Annotated in this window: 15 protein-coding genes; 9 read left to right on the top strand and 6 right to left on the bottom strand. The window is 63.1% G+C overall.

Translation table 11 applies throughout. The features are described from left to right. The first annotated feature begins 95 nt into the window (after positions 1–95). From glnH to EJ074_RS03780, 5 genes are read left to right on the top strand one after another with little or no spacing between them, the layout of a single operon-like run. Positions 96–848: a glutamine ABC transporter substrate-binding protein GlnH gene (glnH, locus tag EJ074_RS03800; protein WP_095808333.1), complete on the top strand. Its 753-nt coding sequence runs from the start codon at positions 96–98 to the stop codon at positions 846–848. A 60-nt stretch (positions 849–908) separates the two neighbouring features. Then, positions 909–1,565 (top strand): glutamine ABC transporter permease GlnP, encoded by a 657-nt coding sequence (gene glnP, locus EJ074_RS03795; protein WP_095808332.1) that lies wholly within the window; start codon positions 909–911, stop codon positions 1,563–1,565. After that, the gene (gene glnQ / locus EJ074_RS03790; RefSeq protein ID WP_095808331.1) at positions 1,562–2,290 is read left to right on the top strand and encodes a glutamine ABC transporter ATP-binding protein GlnQ; all 729 of its coding nucleotides are present in this window, start codon (positions 1,562–1,564) and stop codon (positions 2,288–2,290) included. The genes glnP and glnQ overlap by 4 nt, the downstream gene beginning before the upstream one ends. After that, positions 2,280–3,338: a C45 family peptidase gene (locus EJ074_RS03785; RefSeq protein WP_095808330.1), complete on the top strand. Its 1,059-nt coding sequence runs from the start codon at positions 2,280–2,282 to the stop codon at positions 3,336–3,338. Before glnQ ends, EJ074_RS03785 begins: the two co-directional genes overlap by 11 nt. Before the next feature lie 15 nt (positions 3,339–3,353). Further along, the gene (locus tag EJ074_RS03780; protein WP_095808329.1) at positions 3,354–4,271 is read left to right on the top strand and encodes a MurR/RpiR family transcriptional regulator; all 918 of its coding nucleotides are present in this window, start codon (positions 3,354–3,356) and stop codon (positions 4,269–4,271) included. Between the two features lie 22 nt (positions 4,272–4,293). On the opposite strand, the gene EJ074_RS03775 is transcribed toward EJ074_RS03780, so the two are convergent. After that, positions 4,294–5,505: an MFS transporter gene (locus tag EJ074_RS03775; protein WP_095808328.1), complete on the bottom strand. Its 1,212-nt coding sequence runs from the start codon at positions 5,503–5,505 to the stop codon at positions 4,294–4,296. Between the two features lie 49 nt (positions 5,506–5,554). Further along, on the bottom strand, positions 5,555–6,241 hold the full coding sequence (locus EJ074_RS03770; protein WP_095808327.1) for a DUF1629 domain-containing protein: 687 nt from the start codon (positions 6,239–6,241) through the stop codon (positions 5,555–5,557). A 113-nt stretch (positions 6,242–6,354) separates the two neighbouring features. Between EJ074_RS03770 and EJ074_RS03765 the strand changes: the two genes are divergently transcribed. Both EJ074_RS03765 and aspS read left to right on the top strand, forming a co-directional pair. Next, entirely contained in the window at positions 6,355–7,113 is a 759-nt protein-coding gene (locus tag EJ074_RS03765; RefSeq protein WP_095808326.1) for a DeoR/GlpR family DNA-binding transcription regulator, read from the top strand. A 129-nt stretch (positions 7,114–7,242) separates the two neighbouring features. Continuing rightward, the gene (gene aspS, locus EJ074_RS03760; protein ID WP_129552779.1) at positions 7,243–9,036 is read left to right on the top strand and encodes an aspartate--tRNA ligase; all 1,794 of its coding nucleotides are present in this window, start codon (positions 7,243–7,245) and stop codon (positions 9,034–9,036) included. A gap of 72 nt (positions 9,037–9,108) precedes the next feature. Here the strand turns inward: aspS and EJ074_RS03755 are convergent, their stop codons facing one another. Next, entirely contained in the window at positions 9,109–10,299 is a 1,191-nt protein-coding gene (locus tag EJ074_RS03755) for a hypothetical protein (protein ID WP_095808324.1), read from the bottom strand. A gap of 438 nt (positions 10,300–10,737) precedes the next feature. On the opposite strand from EJ074_RS03755, the gene parC reads away from it, so the two are divergent. Beyond that, complete coding sequence (parC, locus tag EJ074_RS03750) at positions 10,738–12,993, top strand: DNA topoisomerase IV subunit A (protein WP_095808323.1); 2,256 nt, start codon at positions 10,738–10,740, stop codon at positions 12,991–12,993. A 274-nt stretch (positions 12,994–13,267) separates the two neighbouring features. Further along, complete coding sequence (locus tag EJ074_RS03745; RefSeq protein ID WP_095808322.1) at positions 13,268–14,482, top strand: AI-2E family transporter; 1,215 nt, start codon at positions 13,268–13,270, stop codon at positions 14,480–14,482. Here EJ074_RS03745 and EJ074_RS03740 read toward each other — a convergent pair. The 3 genes from EJ074_RS03740 to EJ074_RS03730 all read right to left on the bottom strand — a co-directional run bounded on the left by EJ074_RS03740 (position 14,470) and on the right by EJ074_RS03730 (position 16,877). Beyond that, a complete protein-coding gene (locus EJ074_RS03740; protein WP_095808321.1) occupies positions 14,470–15,366 on the bottom strand; it encodes a DMT family transporter in 897 nt (298 codons plus the stop codon). The two genes, EJ074_RS03745 and EJ074_RS03740, sit on opposite strands and share 13 nt — an antisense overlap. A 126-nt stretch (positions 15,367–15,492) precedes the next feature. Continuing rightward, entirely contained in the window at positions 15,493–16,257 is a 765-nt protein-coding gene (locus EJ074_RS03735) for an arginyltransferase (RefSeq protein WP_095808320.1), read from the bottom strand. Positions 16,258–16,406: 149 nt separating this feature from the next. Next, complete coding sequence (locus EJ074_RS03730; protein WP_095808319.1) at positions 16,407–16,877, bottom strand: RDD family protein; 471 nt, start codon at positions 16,875–16,877, stop codon at positions 16,407–16,409. Positions 16,878–16,920 lie beyond the last annotated feature (43 nt).

Raw genomic sequence — 16,920 nt, 5'->3', positions numbered from 1 at the left:
GGCATTCATAGAACAAAATGCATTTTAGATTTGCGATAAGGGTACAGCGGTGCTAGGGTTCCGTGGCAATTCCAACAAACAGGGGAACCCGAAAAATGAAGTTCGCGCTTGCAAGCCTCACCGCCGCAGCGGCCGTCGCGGCAACACTTGTGCTTGGCCAACCTGCCTTTGCCGCCGACCTGATCGTGGCGACGGACACCGCCTTTGTTCCGTTCGAATTCAAGGAGGGCGACAAGTATGTCGGCTTCGACATCGACCTGTGGGCGGCAATCGCCAAGGACATTGGCGTGACCTACACGCTGCAGCCGATGGACTTCAACGGCATCATTCCGGCGCTGCAGACCAAGCAGGTCGACGTCGGCCTTGCCGGCATCACCATCAAGGATGAACGCAAGAAGGTCATCGACTTTTCGGATGGCTATTACGACAGCGGCTTCCTGCTGATGGTGCCGGTCGACAGTGCGATCAAGGGTCCGGACGATCTCGCCGGCAAGACGCTTGCCGTCAAGACCGGCACCTCAGCCACCGACTACGCCAAGGAGCACTTCAAGGACACCGAGTTGCGCCTGTTCCCGAACAGCGACAATGCCTATCTGGAAGTCGCGACCGGGCGCGCCGACGCCGCCATGCACGACACACCGAACGTGCTTTACTACATCAAGACCAACGGCCAGGGGAAAGTGAAGACCGTCGGCCCGCAAATGATGGCCCAGCAATATGGCATCGCCTTCCCGAAGGGCAGCGAGCTCGTCGCCAAGGTCAACGCGTCGATCGCCAAGCTGAAAAGCGACGGCACCTATAACACGATCTACAAGAAGTGGTTCGGCACCGAACCGCCAAAGAGCTGATCGCCGGGATTCTCTGCGCGCCGGGCGCGTCCGGTGCGCTTTCCTTGAAGGACAGCTCTCATGGATTTCGATTGGTCCGTTATCTGGCAGGCCCTGCCTGAGCTCTTGAAAGGAGCGCGCCTCACCGTGCTGATCGCGCTCGCCGGGCTCGCCGGCGGGCTGGTGATCGGCTTCACCGCCGGCCTGGCGCGCGCCTACGGCAATGCCGTTCTCAACGCGATCGCCTTCCTCTATGTGGAGCTGATACGCGGCACGCCGATCATCGTGCAGGTCATGTTCATCTATTTCGCATTGCCGATTCTTGCCGATGTCCGCATCAACCCGCTGGCGGCCGCCATCATGGCAATCGTCATCAATGCCGGCGCCTATATCGCCGAGATCGTGCGCGGCTCGTTTCTTTCCGTCCATCGCGGCTTGCGCGAAGCCGGCCTGGCGCTTGGCCTGCCGTTCTGGAAGGTGCTTTTCTACATCATCGGTCCACTCGCGTTCCGCCGCATGATCCCGGCGCTCGGCAACCAGTTCATCGTCAGCCTGAAGGACACGTCGCTGTTTATCGTCATCGGCGTCGGCGAGCTCACCCGGCAGGGCCAGGAAATCATGGCGGCCAACTTCCGTGCCGTCGAGATCTGGTCCGCCGTGGCCATGTTCTACCTGATCATGACCGGCACGCTTACGCTGATCCTCAGGCTGACCGAGAAGAGGATGCGCATCCTGTGAGCATCGTGGAATTCAGGAAGGTTACCAAGCGCTTCGGCCACGTCACGATCCTCGACGAAGTCGACCTGGCGATTGAACCTGGCGAGAAGATCGTTCTGATCGGTCCCTCCGGATCCGGCAAGTCGACGCTGCTTCGCTGCATCAACGCGCTTGAAGAGATCAACGGCGGAGATCTCGTCGTCGACGGCATCAGCGTCAAGTCCGGCGGCCGCATGGTTCGCCTGATCCGTCAGGAAGCCGGCATGGTCTTCCAGCAGTTCAATCTCTTTCCGCAGATGACGGCGCTCGAGAACGTCGCCTTCGGCCCGCACCGTGTGCGCGGTGAGACGCGGCAGCAGGCGCGCAAGCAAGCGCTGGAAATGCTGGCCAAGGTCGGGCTCGCCGATCGGGCGCATCACTATCCGAGTGAACTTTCCGGCGGCCAGCAGCAACGGGTCGCCATCGCCCGCGCGCTCGCCGTCAGGCCTAAGCTGATGCTGTTCGACGAGCCGACCTCGGCGCTCGATCCCGAGCTCCGGCATGAAGTGCTGCGCGTCATGCAGGCGCTCGCCGAAGAGGGCATGACGATGATTGTGGTCACCCACGAGATGGCCTTCGCCCGCAAGGTCGGCACCAGGCTGATTTTCATGGAAGGCGGCAAGATCGCCGTCGACGGCGAGCCGCGGGAGCTGCTCGAGAACCCGCAAAATCCTCGCTTGAAAGAGTTTCTGCAGCATGTCGCATGATGATTGCCGCCTGCTTTCCTTCATCGAGGTCTCGGGCTCGCCATATGATGTCGGAGCAACCCTGGGGCGTTTCGGCCGCGCGGCCCTGCACGATCATTTCCGCCAATCTGCCGCATGGCAGGAGCTGGTTTCTCGCCGCTTCGATACCCGCATCGGCATGATGGCAACGATCGTGCGGGACCGGTTTCCGCGATACTGGGCCGAATTGCGGGGCCTGGCCGCCGGTCTGGAATTGCCCTTCGAGGACGTTTTCCTGTGGAACTGTCGCGGCGATATCTGGGCGATGGCGCCGGACGGCTGCACCACCGTGCAATTGCCGGGTTCGCCGCACGTCATCGGCCATAATGAGGATGGCGCTCCCGACTTTGCCGGTCACTGCGCGCTGGCGCATGTGGCTTCCGAGGGCGGCAATCACTTCACAGCCTTCGTCTATCCCGGCTCGCTGCCCGGCCACACGTTTGGCGTCACGTCGACGGGCCTGGTCCAGGCCGTCAACAACATCAGGCCGCTGGCCGCCGGCGCCGGCACGCCGCGTATGGTGCTCGCGCGCGCGATGCTTGATGCATCAAATCTTGACGCGGCGTTGGCCGTGCTCAGATCGGCGCCCCGCGCCGGCGCCTTTCACCTGACCCTGGGCCAGGCCGGAGACGAACGGCTCCTCAGCGTCGAGTTCACCGCCCAAGTCCTGTCGGTCGACCGTGTCGACGTGCCGCGGGTTCACTCGAACCACCTCATCCATGCCGACTCCGGACGCGTGTCGCAGATCGTCACAGGATCGTCCGGTGTCCGCCAGCGGCGTGGCGAACTGCTGCTCGATCAGCCGCTCCAGTCTGATCCGCAAACCCGCGCGCTTGGCATATTGTGGGACGCAGCCGACCCGGAGCTGCCGATTCACCGCACCGACCCGGACGACAGCGATATCGAGAACACCTTGGCGACCGCGGTCATCTGCATCGGGGCTGACAAGGTCGAATGGTCTGTCTACGATGCCCCGCATGAAGCAGCTCGCTTCGACATGCGCGACGGGTTGGTCCCTGTCGCCGCGTGAGCAGGAACGGGGGCGATGCCTGAGGAAGCCATAGCGGAGCCGCCGCGCACCATCGAAGAACTCAGGGCGCTGGCGCTCTCGGTCGGCCGCGACGAGGCTGGCTTCTCCCTCGGCTCGAAGGCGCATGACGTGTTCGCCAAGCTGGTGGAGGCTCCGGAACAATCGGCGGTGCGCTCGATCTCGGAGCTCGCCGCTCAGTTCGGCATCAATCCATCGACACTGACCAGGCTGGCGAAACGTCTCGGCTTCGAAGGTTTTGGCGATTTCCAGGCCGTCTTCCGCAAGGCCATCGCAAACGACCAGCAATATTTCTACAGCCGCCAGGCCGGACGGTTGCTGGCGACTCCGTCCGCCGGCGATGCAGAGGTCGAGGTTTTCGCGCAGTTGGCGCAGGAAACGGCGGCGAATGTCGACGCTTTCCTGGGCCAGTTGGATGGCGCGTCGCTGAAGGGGGCGACGAAGCTGCTCGCAAGCGCGCGTCGCGTGCGCATCCATGGCGTTCGCCAGTTCCATTCGCTGGCGAGCTTTCTCACCTATTGCCTGGGAATGGTGCGCTCCGACGTCGCGCTCCTGGACGCGCCGCGGCTGGGTGTCGCCGAGGCGCTCTCACAGCTGGATAAAGGCGACGTCGTCATCATCGCAAGCTGCGCGCCCTATACGAGGAGCGTCGCCGAGGTGGGTCGCATCGCCGCTGCGAACGGCCAAACCGTAATGGCGATCACCGATTCCCGATCCTCGCCGCTCGTCCCTCCGGCCAAGCACGCCTTCTTCATTCCCCATGCCAGCAGTTTCTATTCGAACAGCATGGGTGCCTATGTCGTCTTTTGCGAAGCGCTGCTCAACCTCGTCGCCCGGGAACTGGGCGACAAGGCTCTGAACTCGCTGGCCGGGCGCGAGCGTCTGATTGCAGAAATGAACATAGAAGTCGGCTGATCCCACAAGGGACAGCTTGATCTTATGCCTCGTTGGCCCGCGCCAGCGCTTCCTGGGTCGTGCCGGATCCCACCTCGGCCAGCGTGGGGCGCCGGCCAAGAGAGCCCGCTGTCAGCAGGCTGAGTGCGATGAACGGGATGCCGATGCCGAAGGCCGAGCGAATGCCCCAGTGGTCGGAGACGAAGCCGAGCAGCGGCGGGCCGAGCAGGAAAGCAATGAAGGAGATTTGCGACAATGCCGCCACGTTGATGGCCGCCGGGCGGTCGCTTCGCTGCGCGGCTGCCGAAATCGCCAGCGGGAAGATGGCGCTGCTCCCGATGCCCAGGAGCACGAAGCCGAACATCGAGACAAATGGCGCGGGCGAGAAGAAGACCACGACGACGCCGGCGGCCATCGTCGCCAGGAGGGTGCGCGCCACGCCGCTCGGCGAGTGGCGGTCGACGAAGCTGTCGGCAAAGAAGCGCGTCGCCGCCTGCGAGAACGCAAACAGAGCCACCGTTAAGCCGGCGATGAACGGGCCGGATTCGAAGACGGTCCGCATATAGATGGCCGACCAGTCGATGCTCGCGCCTTCCAGCAGCATCGCCGAAAGCGTCACCGCGACGAGCACGAGGATCGGCAGTGTCGGCCGCGCAAACATGGGCGCCGTGTCGCCGGAGGTGGCAAAGCGCGCAGGGGCCGGCTCGTAGCCGCCGAGAAACAGCGCCATCGCAACGGCCACCATCGGCACGACGAGGGCCAGGTGGAGTTGCGGTGACAGGCCGAGATGCGCCATGGCGCCGCCGAACAGGCCGGCGCCGAAGAAGCCCGCGCTCCAGAATGAATGCGCGCGGTTCATGATGCGTCGCTTGAGCAGGAACTCGGTTCTGTCGGCCTCGACGTTGAGAATGATTTCGACGCTGCCGATCATCAGGCCGATAGGAAGCAGCATCAGAAACAGCGCGACCGGCCCGGACGCGTGCACGGCGATGGCGTAGACAAGCGCCAGAAGCGGGACCAGCCAGAGCAGCGCCCGGCGGAAGCCGACACGTTCCAGGATCGGCGCTGCCAGCGTCAGCGCGATCAAGGTGCCGATGGGCGTCCCTATCAGACTGAGCCCCAGTGTTCCGTCTGCGATGCCCATCGCGTGCTTGATGTCGGGCAGCCGTGGGAAAATGTTGCCCATGGCGAAGGAATAGATCCCGAACCCGGCATAGACGCGGTGCTGAGGGGCGAGTTTGAGGCCAAAGGTCATAGCGGCCCTTTCCGATAGGACGTTTTGCCAGATGGATGGTCGCCAGCCATCAGTCGATGCCCCCCTCGACTTCGCGCACTCGATTGGGCCGGTCAAAAGTCGTCAGAGACCACCCGCGAATGCATTCTCGTTGAATGAATTCTGCGAATTCGTCGGAAATAAACCGGCGTTTGATGCGATAGTCGTACCAGATGGCACGACCTTCCGCGCAGGATCGCCAGATCGCGATCTTGGTCTTGCTTCCGCCCTCTTCCAGGTAGCGGAAGTATTCGGGCAGTTCCGGATCGTAGACCCGTTTGAATACGCCTTCCGAAGCATCGAGCGCGACGCAGTCCAGCCGCCCGCAAATGTCGAGGAATCTCCAGCGGTCGATCCCCGTCTCCGTGTCCGTGGCAAGGCGGGCCGGGAGAAACTTGTGGCGACCGGGCTCGATCCGCTCGATCTCGGCCCTGACTTTGTCGCTCACCAGCCAGCCCATTCCGGTACTGATGATGTCGGGAAGGTCGGCCGAGCTTCCCCTGATCTTGATCTCGAACGGTTCGAAGTCCGGGAGTTCGAAACCGTTGATCATCTCGACGGGATCGGCAACGGCGTACAGCGGATCGTCTTTCGGCAATTGCTCATATTGCGCAGTCATCGCGTCGCACACCTTGTCGTATGCGGCCACGTTTTCCGGAGCGACCGTCAGCTTTGGGCGGTCCTCGTTGCGGAGAGATGTTGCGATATACCACGCCATTCATGCGCCCCTATTTTGCCGTTGCGCCACGGTCGGCATCGCCGATCCATGCACCGTTTCTTGCATGAACAGGCAAATCATGCAAGAACGTGCATAAAGAAAGAGGTTCGTGCATGCTGACCGAGGAACGTCACCAATTCATACTCGACCGCCTGGCGGCGGACGGGAAGGTTCTTGCCGGCGAGCTGGCCAGCCGCTTCGGCGTTTCCGAGGACACGGTACGCCGCGATCTGCGAGAACTCGCCAAGGCCGGCCAACTCCGGCGCGTCTATGGCGGGGCGATCACCTTGGCGCCGTTCGCTGCCGCAACGATCAGTCAGCGCAGCAGCCACGCTGTCGAGGAAAAGATGCGCCTGGCGAAGGCTGCGGTGGAGGTTGTCACCGCCGGTCAGGCGCTGTTCATCGATGGCGGCACCACCAACGAGGCGATCGCCCGCGCCCTCCCGCGCGACATTGAGCTGACGGTCGCCACCAATTCGCTGGGGGTCGCATCGGCGCTGGCCGATCTTCCGCTGGTCGAGCTGATCATGCTCGGCGGCCGCTATTCGCGCGACCTCGGCACCTGCGTCGGCGGCGACACACTAGCGGCCGTCGCGCAGCTCGGGGCCGATCTGTTTTTCCTCGGATCCTGCGGCCTCGATGCCTCGCGCGGCGTCACGGCGTTCGATTCGGCCGAGGCCGAGGTAAAGCGCGCCATGGCCAGGAACAGCGCCGGCATCGTCATCGCGGTCACGAACGACAAGCTCGCCACCGCGGCTCCCTACCGGGTCGCTGCGCCCGACGCGATCCGGCATCTGGTGGTCGAAAGCACGGCGCCTGCCGATATCCTCGCCGATTTCGAGCGACAGGGTGCCGAAATCCGCTTCGCTTGAACAACGAGGCCGCGAGCCTGTTGTGACGCTTGCCCCATGCGACCACTTAACTTGACAAAGCGGGTCTCTCATGCGCTTTTCGCGCCAATTTTCGAGCCGGGCTTTCGCTCGCAATTCCGGATTCCAGCAATGACCATGCATCGTTACCGCAGCCACACCTGTGCCCAATTGCGAAAGAGCGACGTCGGCAATCCCGTCCGTCTGTCGGGTTGGGTGCATCGCGTGCGGGACCATGGCGGGCTGCTGTTCATCGACCTTCGCGACCACTATGGCCTGACGCAGATCGTCGCCGATCCGGATTCGCCCGCCTTCAAGATCGCCGAGACGGTGCGCGGCGAATGGGTGATCCGCGTCGACGGCGCGGTCAAGGCGCGTCTGCCCGAAACCGTCAACGCCAACCTGCCGACCGGCGAGATCGAGATTTTCGCGCGCGAGATCGCGGTGCTGTCGGCGGCCAAGGAACTGCCGCTGCCGGTGTTCGGCGAGCCGGACTATCCGGAAGACATCCGCCTGAAATATCGCTTCCTCGACCTGCGCCGCGAGACGCTGCATAAGAACATCATCGCGCGCACCAAGATCATCGCCGAGATGCGCAACCGCATGGGGGAGGCGGGTTTCACCGAGTTCTCGACGCCGATCCTGACCGCGTCGTCGCCTGAAGGCGCGCGCGACTTCCTGGTGCCGTCACGCATCCATCCGGGCACCTTCTACGCGCTGCCGCAGGCGCCGCAGCAATACAAGCAGCTGATCATGGTCTCCGGCTTCGACCGCTATTTCCAGATCGCGCCCTGCTTCCGCGACGAAGATCCGCGCGCCGACCGTCTGCCTGGCGAGTTCTACCAGCTTGACCTCGAGATGAGCTTCGTCGAGCAGGACGACGTGCTTTCCACCATGGAGCCGGTGCTTCGCGGCGTCTTCGAGACCTTCGCCGCCGGCAAGCCGGTGACCCAGAAATTCCGGCGCATCCCTTATGACGAGGCCATGCGCACCTATGGCACCGACAAGCCGGACCTGCGCAACCCGATCGAGATGCAGGCGGTATCGGACCATTTCCGCGGCTCCGGCTTCAAGGTTTTCGCCAACATCCTGGCCAACGATCCGAAGGCCGAGGTGTGGGCCATTCCGGCGAAGACCGGCGGCAGCCGTGCCTTCTGCGACCGCATGAATTCCTGGGCGCAGGGCGAGGGCCAGCCTGGTCTTGGCTATATCTTCTGGCGCAAGGAGGGCGACAAGCTCGAAGGCGCGGGTCCGATCGCCAAGAACATCGGTGAGGAACGCACCGAGGCCGTGCGCCAGCAGCTCGGCCTTGCCGACGGCGATGCCGCCTTCTTTGTCGCGGGCGATCCGAAGAAGTTCGTTTCCTTTGCGGGTGCTGCTCGCACCCGCGCCGGCGAGGAGTTGAATCTCGTCGACCGCGACCGCTTCGAATTGTGCTGGATCGTCGACTTCCCGTTCTTCGAGTGGAACGAGGACGAGAAGAAGATCGACTTCGCCCACAACCCGTTCTCGATGCCGCAGGGCGGCATCGAGGCGCTCGGCGGCGAGGACCTGCTCGGCATCAAGGCGTTCCAGTACGACATGGTCTGCAACGGCTTCGAGATCGCGTCCGGCGGCATCCGCAACCACCTGCCGGAAACGATGGTCAAGGCCTTCGAAACCGTCGGGCTTGATCGCGCCACGGTCGAGGAGCGCTTCGGCGGCCTCTACCGCGCCTTCCAGTACGGTGCGCCGCCGCATGGCGGTATGGCGGCCGGCATAGACCGCATCGTCATGCTGCTGGTCGGCGCCAAGAACCTGCGCGAGGTCACCATGTTCCCGATGAACCAGCAGGCGTATGACTTGCTGATGAACGCGCCCTCGGAAGCCACGCCGCAGCAGCTGCGTGAGCTGTCGCTGCGCGTGGCCGTGGCTAAGAAGGATTGACGGCAGCGTTGCAACTGCCCTTTCTCCCCGGCCCTATACGGTATAGAGGCGGGGAGAAGGAGCACGGCCCGCTCAGTCCTCGTTGGCCCTGACCTTGACGCCGAGCGTCTTCGGCAGGTCGAGCGGGTTGGACATCGCGCCGGCCATGATCAGCGCGAACGGCACGGCAGCGGGCGGCTCGGCCGAGATTTCGAGGCTCTTCGGATCGTCGAGGAACTTGCTGACCGCAGCGGTGACCTCGGCCGTCAGTTCCGGATTGTTGAGCTGCGCCATGCCGAACGGCACCACGGCCTTGGCCTGGTTGGCGACGTCCTTGGCCGACATGCCCTGCTGCTTGCCGACATAGTCGAGCACCTTGCCGGTGAGCGAATCGTCGTCGAAGCGGATCGAGGCGCCGTTGAAGGAAAGCTGCTGCAGCAGGCCGAGCATGGCCATGCTTTCCGCCGAGTTGTCGGCGCCCTGGGGTTGCGCGGCGAGCTTCTTTTGCATCTCCTGCATCGACTTGACGAACTCGACGGTGTAGCCGCCGAGGTTGAAGGTCATGCCGAGCGTGCCGGCATTCTCGACCGAGATGTCATATTTCGACAGTTCCATCTTGCCGTCGCTCGGCTGCCAGGTGCCCGCCATCGCGATGGTGCCGGAGATGTTCTGGTAGCCAAGCGCGTCGATGACCTCCTTCGATTTGGGGTCGTCGACCAGCGTCAGGTCGGCATTGAACTTTTCGGTGTTGGCGGTGAAATCCATCGGCTTGCCGTCTGCCGGCGGGTTGATCTGGACCGCGAGCCCGTCCATCGAGAAGGCGGTCTTGTCGGCGACCTTGACCGTCATGTTCGACAGTTCGGCCGACTTGTACATCATCAGCGAGCCCAGCGGGTCGGTGCTGCCTTCGGCCGGAACCTTCATGTCGTGGATGACGAAGGGGCTGAGATTGAGCGTCACGCCGTCCTGGCTGCGCTCGAAGGCCGAAGTCGACACGGTTGCGATATCGAAGCCGCCGTTGGCCTCGGTGACGCCTTCCAGCTTCACATCGCCGATCGGGAGCGCCTCCTTCTCAGCCGCCGGCTTGATGGAGACGCCCTGCAGCACCACGTTGGAGTTGTCGCCGGAGACCCCGGTCCAGGAAATCTCGACGCCCTGCGTGGCAAGCATGGATTTGACGCGCTCGGCGACCGCCGGGTCAGCGGCGAGGGCGCTATTCAGGGGCAAAGTCAGAAGAAAGGTCGAAAAAGTCAGCTTCTTGAGCATGGTGTTTTGAATGGTCATGGCGAGTTCCCTGTCCTGAAAAGTGCTTTGAATTCTACTCCACCACCATTCCGTGACGAACGGAACGGGAAGAAGGCATTTCCCGGCACCTTTGTCGAAATCGGCGATGAAAAGCAAACCCGGTCGGAGGCCTTTGGCATATGCGGTGAATTTGTCATGAAGACAGCGGCTCCCATTCCGCTCCACTGCGCCGACCCGTTGCATGCGAAATAGAGCCGGCATGTAACAAGTTGATGTTGGCCGGCGCGGACTGCCCCAGAGACTTACGTTGCAGATTGCCGGCAAATTGGAGCGGCGGGCCGGGTGGTTCCGTGAAATCCTTCACATCATTGTCCGTGAGGCCTGTAGAAGGCAGCGGTGTCCGGTGCCGGGGCGAGTCTCTGCGGATTTCGGTGTCGGCGCTTGCCGCGAATCACCCGCTCGGCTAGTTCCACGCCCATGGGAAAAAGGCTTTTGCCACCGCAAGACAATGGCGGCGGCGATCACATCGAACCGGTCGATCTGAAGAAGGCGCTCGAGGAGCGCTATCTCGCCTATGCGCTGTCGACCATCATGCACCGGGCATTGCCGGATGTGCGCGACGGGCTGAAGCCTGTCCATCGCCGCATCATGCATGCCATGCGGCTTTTGAGGCTCAACCCCGACCAGGGCTTCGCCAAATGCGCCCGCATCGTCGGCGAGGTGATGGGTAAGTTCCACCCGCATGGCGATCAGTCGATCTACGATGCGCTGGTGCGTCTGGCGCAGGAATTCTCGATGCGCTACCCGCTGGTCGACGGGCAGGGCAATTTCGGCAACATCGATGGCGATAACGCGGCCGCCATGCGCTACACCGAAGCGCGCATGACCGATGTGGCGAGCGACTTGCTCGCCGGCATCACCGAGGATGCGGTCGACTACCGGCCGACCTACAATGAGGAGGATGAGGAGCCGGTCGTGCTCCCCGGCGCCTTCCCGAACCTGCTCGCCAATGGCTCCTCCGGCATTGCGGTCGGCATGGCGACTTCGATCCCGCCGCACAACGCCGCCGAGCTCTGCGACGCCGCTCTCCACCTGATCGAGCATCCGGATGCGCCCGTGGCGAAGCTGATGGATTTCGTCCAGGGGCCGGATTTCCCGACCGGCGGCATCATCGTCGACAGCCGCGCCTCGATCCTCGAAGCCTATGAGACAGGGCGCGGCGGTTTCCGCGTGCGCGCCAAATGGAACCAGGAAGACCAGGGCAGGGGCACCTGGAGTATCGTCGTCACCGAGATCCCCTACGGCGTCCAGAAGGCCAGGCTGATCGAGAAGATCGCCGAGCTCTTGATGGCGCGCAAGCTGCCGCTGCTTGAGGACATCCGCGACGAGAGCGCCGAGGATATCCGCATCGTGCTGGTGCCGAAGAGCCGCACGGTCGATCCCGGTATTCTGATGGAATCGCTGTTCAAGCTCACCGAGCTCGAAAGTCGCTTCCCGCTCAACATGAATGTGCTGTCGCGCGGCAAAGTGCCGAACGTGCTGTCGCTGCGGGGCGTGCTGAAGGAGTGGCTCGATCATCGCCGCGACGTGCTGATCCGCCGTTCGAAGCATCGGCTGGGCGAAATCGAGAAGCGGCTGGAAATCCTCGCCGGCTACCTGATCGCCTATTTGAACATCGACGAGGTGATCAGGATCATCCGCGAGGAGGATGAGCCGAAACAGGTGATGATGGCCCGCTGGTCGCTCACCGACAGCCAGGCCGAAGCCATCCTCAACATGCGTCTGCGCGCCTTGCGCAAGCTCGAAGAGATCGAGATCCGCAAGGAATTCGACGGGCTTACCGCAGAGAAGAAGCAGATCGAGGCCTTGCTGGCCTCCGAGGCCAAGCAATGGGCGACGATCAAGTGGGAAGTCACCAGCATCCGCGACAAGTTCGGGCCGGAGACCGCGCTCGGCAAGCGCCGCACCCAGTTCGCCGACGCGCCGGAACATGACCTCACCGACATCGCGCACGCCATGATCGAACGCGAGCCGGTCACGGTCGTGGTGTCCGAAAAGGGCTGGCTGCGTGCCATGAAGGGTCACCTGACCGATCACTCGCAGCTTGCCTTCAAGGAAGGCGACAGCCTGAAGCTGGCCTTCCATGCCCAGACCACCGACAAGATCCTGATCTTCACCACCGGCGGCAAGTTCTACACCATCGGCGCCGACCGGCTGCCGGGCGGGCGCGGCCATGGCGAGCCGATCCGTATCATCGTCGACATGGAGAACGACCAGGATATCGTCACCGCCTTCGTGCACGATCCCAAGCGCAAGCTGCTGCTCGTTTCCTACGACGCCAACGGCTTCATCGTTTCGGAGGAAGAGATCGTCGCCAACACCCGCAAGGGCAAGCAGGTGATGAACATCAAGGCGCCGGACGAGGCCAGGCGCTGCATTCCGGTCGCCGGCGACCACCTCGCCATCGTTGGCGACAATCGCAAGATGCTGGTGTTCCCGCTTGCCGAAATTCCGGAAATGGCGCGCGGCAAGGGCGTGCGCCTGCAGAAATACAGGGATGGCGGCGTGTTGGACCTCAAGACCTTCACGCTCGAGACCGGGCTTTCCTGGCAGGATTCTGCCGACCGAACCTTCACCAAGTCGCGCGAGGAACTGACCGAATGGATCGGCGCCCGCGCCGCCGCCGGCCGCATGGTACCGAAGGGATTCCCGCGGACGGGCAAATTTGGTTGAAGTTAGCTGATCTCCCTCTTGTGGGGAGATGCCCGGCAGGGCAGAGGGGGGCGCTGTCCCGCCGGCCTGTCAGTTCGATGCATCTATCAGCCCTTCGTAAGACAGATTGCGAAGGTCGTGTTCCTTCGCGCCCCCCCTCTGTCCTGCCGGACATCTCCCCCACAAGGGGGGAGATTGGCAGCTGCACCCCAAACATTTGGACTATCGCCACGATTGCTGCACTATGATCGTCCATAAGCATCCATGAACCACCGGGCAGGGGAGAAACGCCGGATTGAAGCGGGCTGAAAACCAGAAGCCGGGGCAGCGCCTGTTTGGGCTGTCGACGCCGCTCAGGGCGGCTGTCATTCCGCCGCTGTCGGCGGCGCGTTGGCTCCTGGTGCTGATCGTCGCCGCCGGTGTTTATTTCTTCCATGGCTTCCTGTTCCCAGTGCTGGCGGCGCTTGTCATCGCTTTTGCCAGCTGGCCGCTCTACCGCCGGCTGCTTGTCGCCGTCGGCGGCAGTCGCACCATCGCTGCGACCTTTGCCATCCTGTTCATCCTCACTTTCCTGGTCGTGCCGATCGCGCTTGCCGGCACCTATGCCATCAACGAGCTGCGCGAATGGGTGACCTGGGCCATCGAGACCAACCGCCACGGCTCGGTCACGCCGCAATGGATCGCGACCATGCCGGTCGTCGGCGAATGGCTGAACGAGCAATGGATGGCCAATCTCGGGCATCCCGGCGGCATCGGAGAATTGATCCAACTGGTGAGCGGCTCCAACATCGGCACCATCTATCGCGGCGCCTTGGCGGCCGGCGGTAGCGCGTTTGGCCTCCTGCTCACGCTGCTCTTCATGCTGATCGCGCTGTTCTTTGCCTATCGCGACGGCGAGTCTTTCGCCGCCCAGGTCGATCGGCTCGGCGAGCGCATCCTGCCGACGCGCTGGGAGCGCATCTCCCGCGTCGTGCCGGCGACCATCTCGTCCACGGTCACCGGCATGACCATCATCGCGATCGGCGAGGGGGTGGTGCTGGGCGTCGCCTACTGGCTGGCCGGCGTGCCTTCGCCGGTGACGCTCGGGGCGCTCACCGGCATCATGGCGCTGATCCCCGGCGGCGCGCCGCTCTCCTTCACGCTGGTCTCGATCTACCTCGCCGCCAGCGGCAAGCTGTTTGCCGGCCTGGCGCTGTTCGTTTGGGGCGCGGTCGAGCTCTTCATTGTGGACAAGACGTTGCGCCCGAAGCTGGTCGGCGGGCCGATCAAGCTGCCGTTCCTGCCGACTTTTTTCGGGCTGATCGGCGGCGTCAAGACGATGGGCTTCCTCGGCCTGTTCATCGGCCCGGTGCTGATGGCACTGCTCGTCGCCATCTGGCGCGAATGGCTGCGTGAGGTGGAATTGGCCGATGAAATGGCCCAGACGAGCCAGGCCGAGCCGGAAGGCGGCCCGCCGCAGATCGAGATGGTCGCGGAGCGCGGCGCGGCGAAAAAATCTCAGGCCGGGTGAACCACGGCCAGCGCCGCGCGCCGCTTTCGCCCCTCATGCAACTGCCACAGCGAATGCGCGACCAGCGTCACGATCAGGATCGTCCCGCCGATCAGGCTGTTGCGCGATGGAGCCTCGGCAAAGATCAGCCACACCCATACCGGGGCGAACACCGTTTCCAGTAGGTAGAACATCGCCACTTCCGGCCCTGAAATGTATTTCGGCCCATTGGCGAGGCAGAAGAACGAGATTGGCATGACCACGGCGCCGTTGAGGATGATCCACCACGGCGCGTCGACGTGAAAGCCGGTCTTCGTTACCATGATGATCGCCACGGCGAATGGCAGGATCACCCCTACGAGCGATGTGAAACCCATCTCCCTGCCGCTGGCTCGCGAGACGGTGATGGCGCAGGCAACGCAGAGTGCCGAGCACAGCGCCATGACGTCGCCGAACAGATGTCCATTGCCAATGGAGTCGCTGACAATGATTCCGACGCCGACGATCATGATCGCCAGCGCCGCGAGCGTCAGCGGCTGCGGCCTTTCCTTGAGGAATAGCCAGGACAGCAGTGCCGAGAACATTGTGGTGAAGGCGAGGATGAAGACGAGGTCGGCGGTCGAGGTGTGATAGACGCCGGTGATGAAGGCAATCGAGCCGAGCCCATAGAAGGTGGCGACGACCACGCCCAGCCGGCCCGGAATGAGCTTTGGCGCCTTGTCGCTCAACGAGCGCCAGACCGCCCAGATGACAATCGCGGCAATGAACATGCTTGCGGTGCGCAGCATCAGAATCGTCCAGGCCTCGCCATGGGCGAGCCGGACCAACGGGATGTCTACGGTCAGCGTCATGCCGCCTATGGCGGTCAAAAGCAGGCCTTTCTGGTGGTCGTGATGGGAGGACATGCGGGCAATTCTCGCGGGTGGAATGCAGGTCGCCAGGCAACCGGCGCGATAGCGAAATCTCCAGCCAGGCGCCTCAAAACTCAGCGTCGCCTGACTTGAAACAGTTAAGCTTCGACCTTGAAAAACTCAGCGACTGACCGCTTCGTCGTCGTAGCGTTCCCAACCTTTCGGGCCGAGATGCTCCTGCGGCATGAAACGCATCTTATAGCTCATCTTGCGCGAGCCGTTGACCCAGTAGCCGAGATAGACGTGGGGCAGCCCCATCGCCCTGGCGCGGGCGATGTGGTCGAGGATCATGAAGGTGCCGAGCGACCGATCCTCGAAATCGGGGCTGAAGTAGGAATAGACCATCGACAGGCCGTCAGCCATCTTGTCGGTCAGCGCCACCGCGATCAACTCGCCCTGGCCTTTGCCGGTGATGAAGCTGTCGGGGCCGCGACGCCGGTATTCGATGATCTTGGTGTCGACATGCGTGTCCTCAACCATCATGGCATAGTCGAGCACCGTCATGTCGGACATGCCGCCGCGCCGGTGGCGGGCGTCGAGATAGGCGCGGAAGAGCGAATATTGCTCGGTCGACGGCTGCGCGTCATGCATGGCGCCGATAAGATCGGCGTTGCGCTGGATCACGCGGCGCATATTGCGGCTGGCGGAAAATTCCTGCGCCAGGATGCGCACCGACACGCAGGCCCGGCACGACTCGCAGGCCGGCCGGTAGGCGATATTCTGCGAGCGCCGGAAGCCGCCTTGCGTCAACAGGTCGTTCATCTCCGGAGCCTTGTCGCCAACCAGGTGCGTGAACACCTTGCGCTCGAACTGGCCCTCCAAATACGGACACGGCGACGGCGCGGTCAGGAAGAACTGCGGCGACTGGGTCGGATGCTGCGTCATCTATTCTTGGAAGTGCTCCTACGAATCACCCTACCTTTGGCCCGGTCGGGGAAAAATTCAACAGGATTGTGGGGCAGCGACCTGTCGAAGGCCCTCATATTTGGGCACAAGGCGTCGAACCGAGCCGGCGATGGCTGTAGCGAACGCCATCAAACGTCATGGCGGGTGACCACGGTCCCCAAGAGCAGGTCGTGCAGCGTGCGCTTGCGATCGGAAAACAGCGTCACCAGCAGCACCAGCGGCGTCAGGATGACATTGCCGGCCCAAAACAACACGGAGTGCACGACTGCGGTCATGCCGTCGATGCGGCTGCCGTCGAGCTTGTCCAGACGGATGCCCATGAGCTTCATGCCCGTGGTCGCCTGGTCTTTGCTGCCCAGCGTGTTCCAGATGTAGAGAATGGCGACCAGCGGCACCAGCACGGAAAACAGCGCCCAGCCAAGGCCGAAGGTCAAGAGTCCGAGAATGGCGACCAGGATGGCGAACGGGACTGTGAGCAGCGCGACGATGAAATAGTCGAGGATGAAGGCAAAGATACGCCTCGTGCGCACGCCGCGATAGGCGCGAGTGTCCTCGAGCCTCGTGGTGATGATCTCGCCGTCAAGCACGCGCGCGTTCATATCGGTTCCTCGCAACGGCCTGAAACAGCTGTCGGCCGTCGCA

Origin of the sequence: Mesorhizobium sp. M3A.F.Ca.ET.080.04.2.1 (genome assembly GCF_003952525.1) — a bacterium.
Taxonomy (GTDB): domain Bacteria; phylum Pseudomonadota; class Alphaproteobacteria; order Rhizobiales; family Rhizobiaceae; genus Mesorhizobium.
The sequence above is the reverse complement of the archived record's forward strand: the minus strand, read 5'-3'. Positions and strand labels throughout refer to the sequence as shown.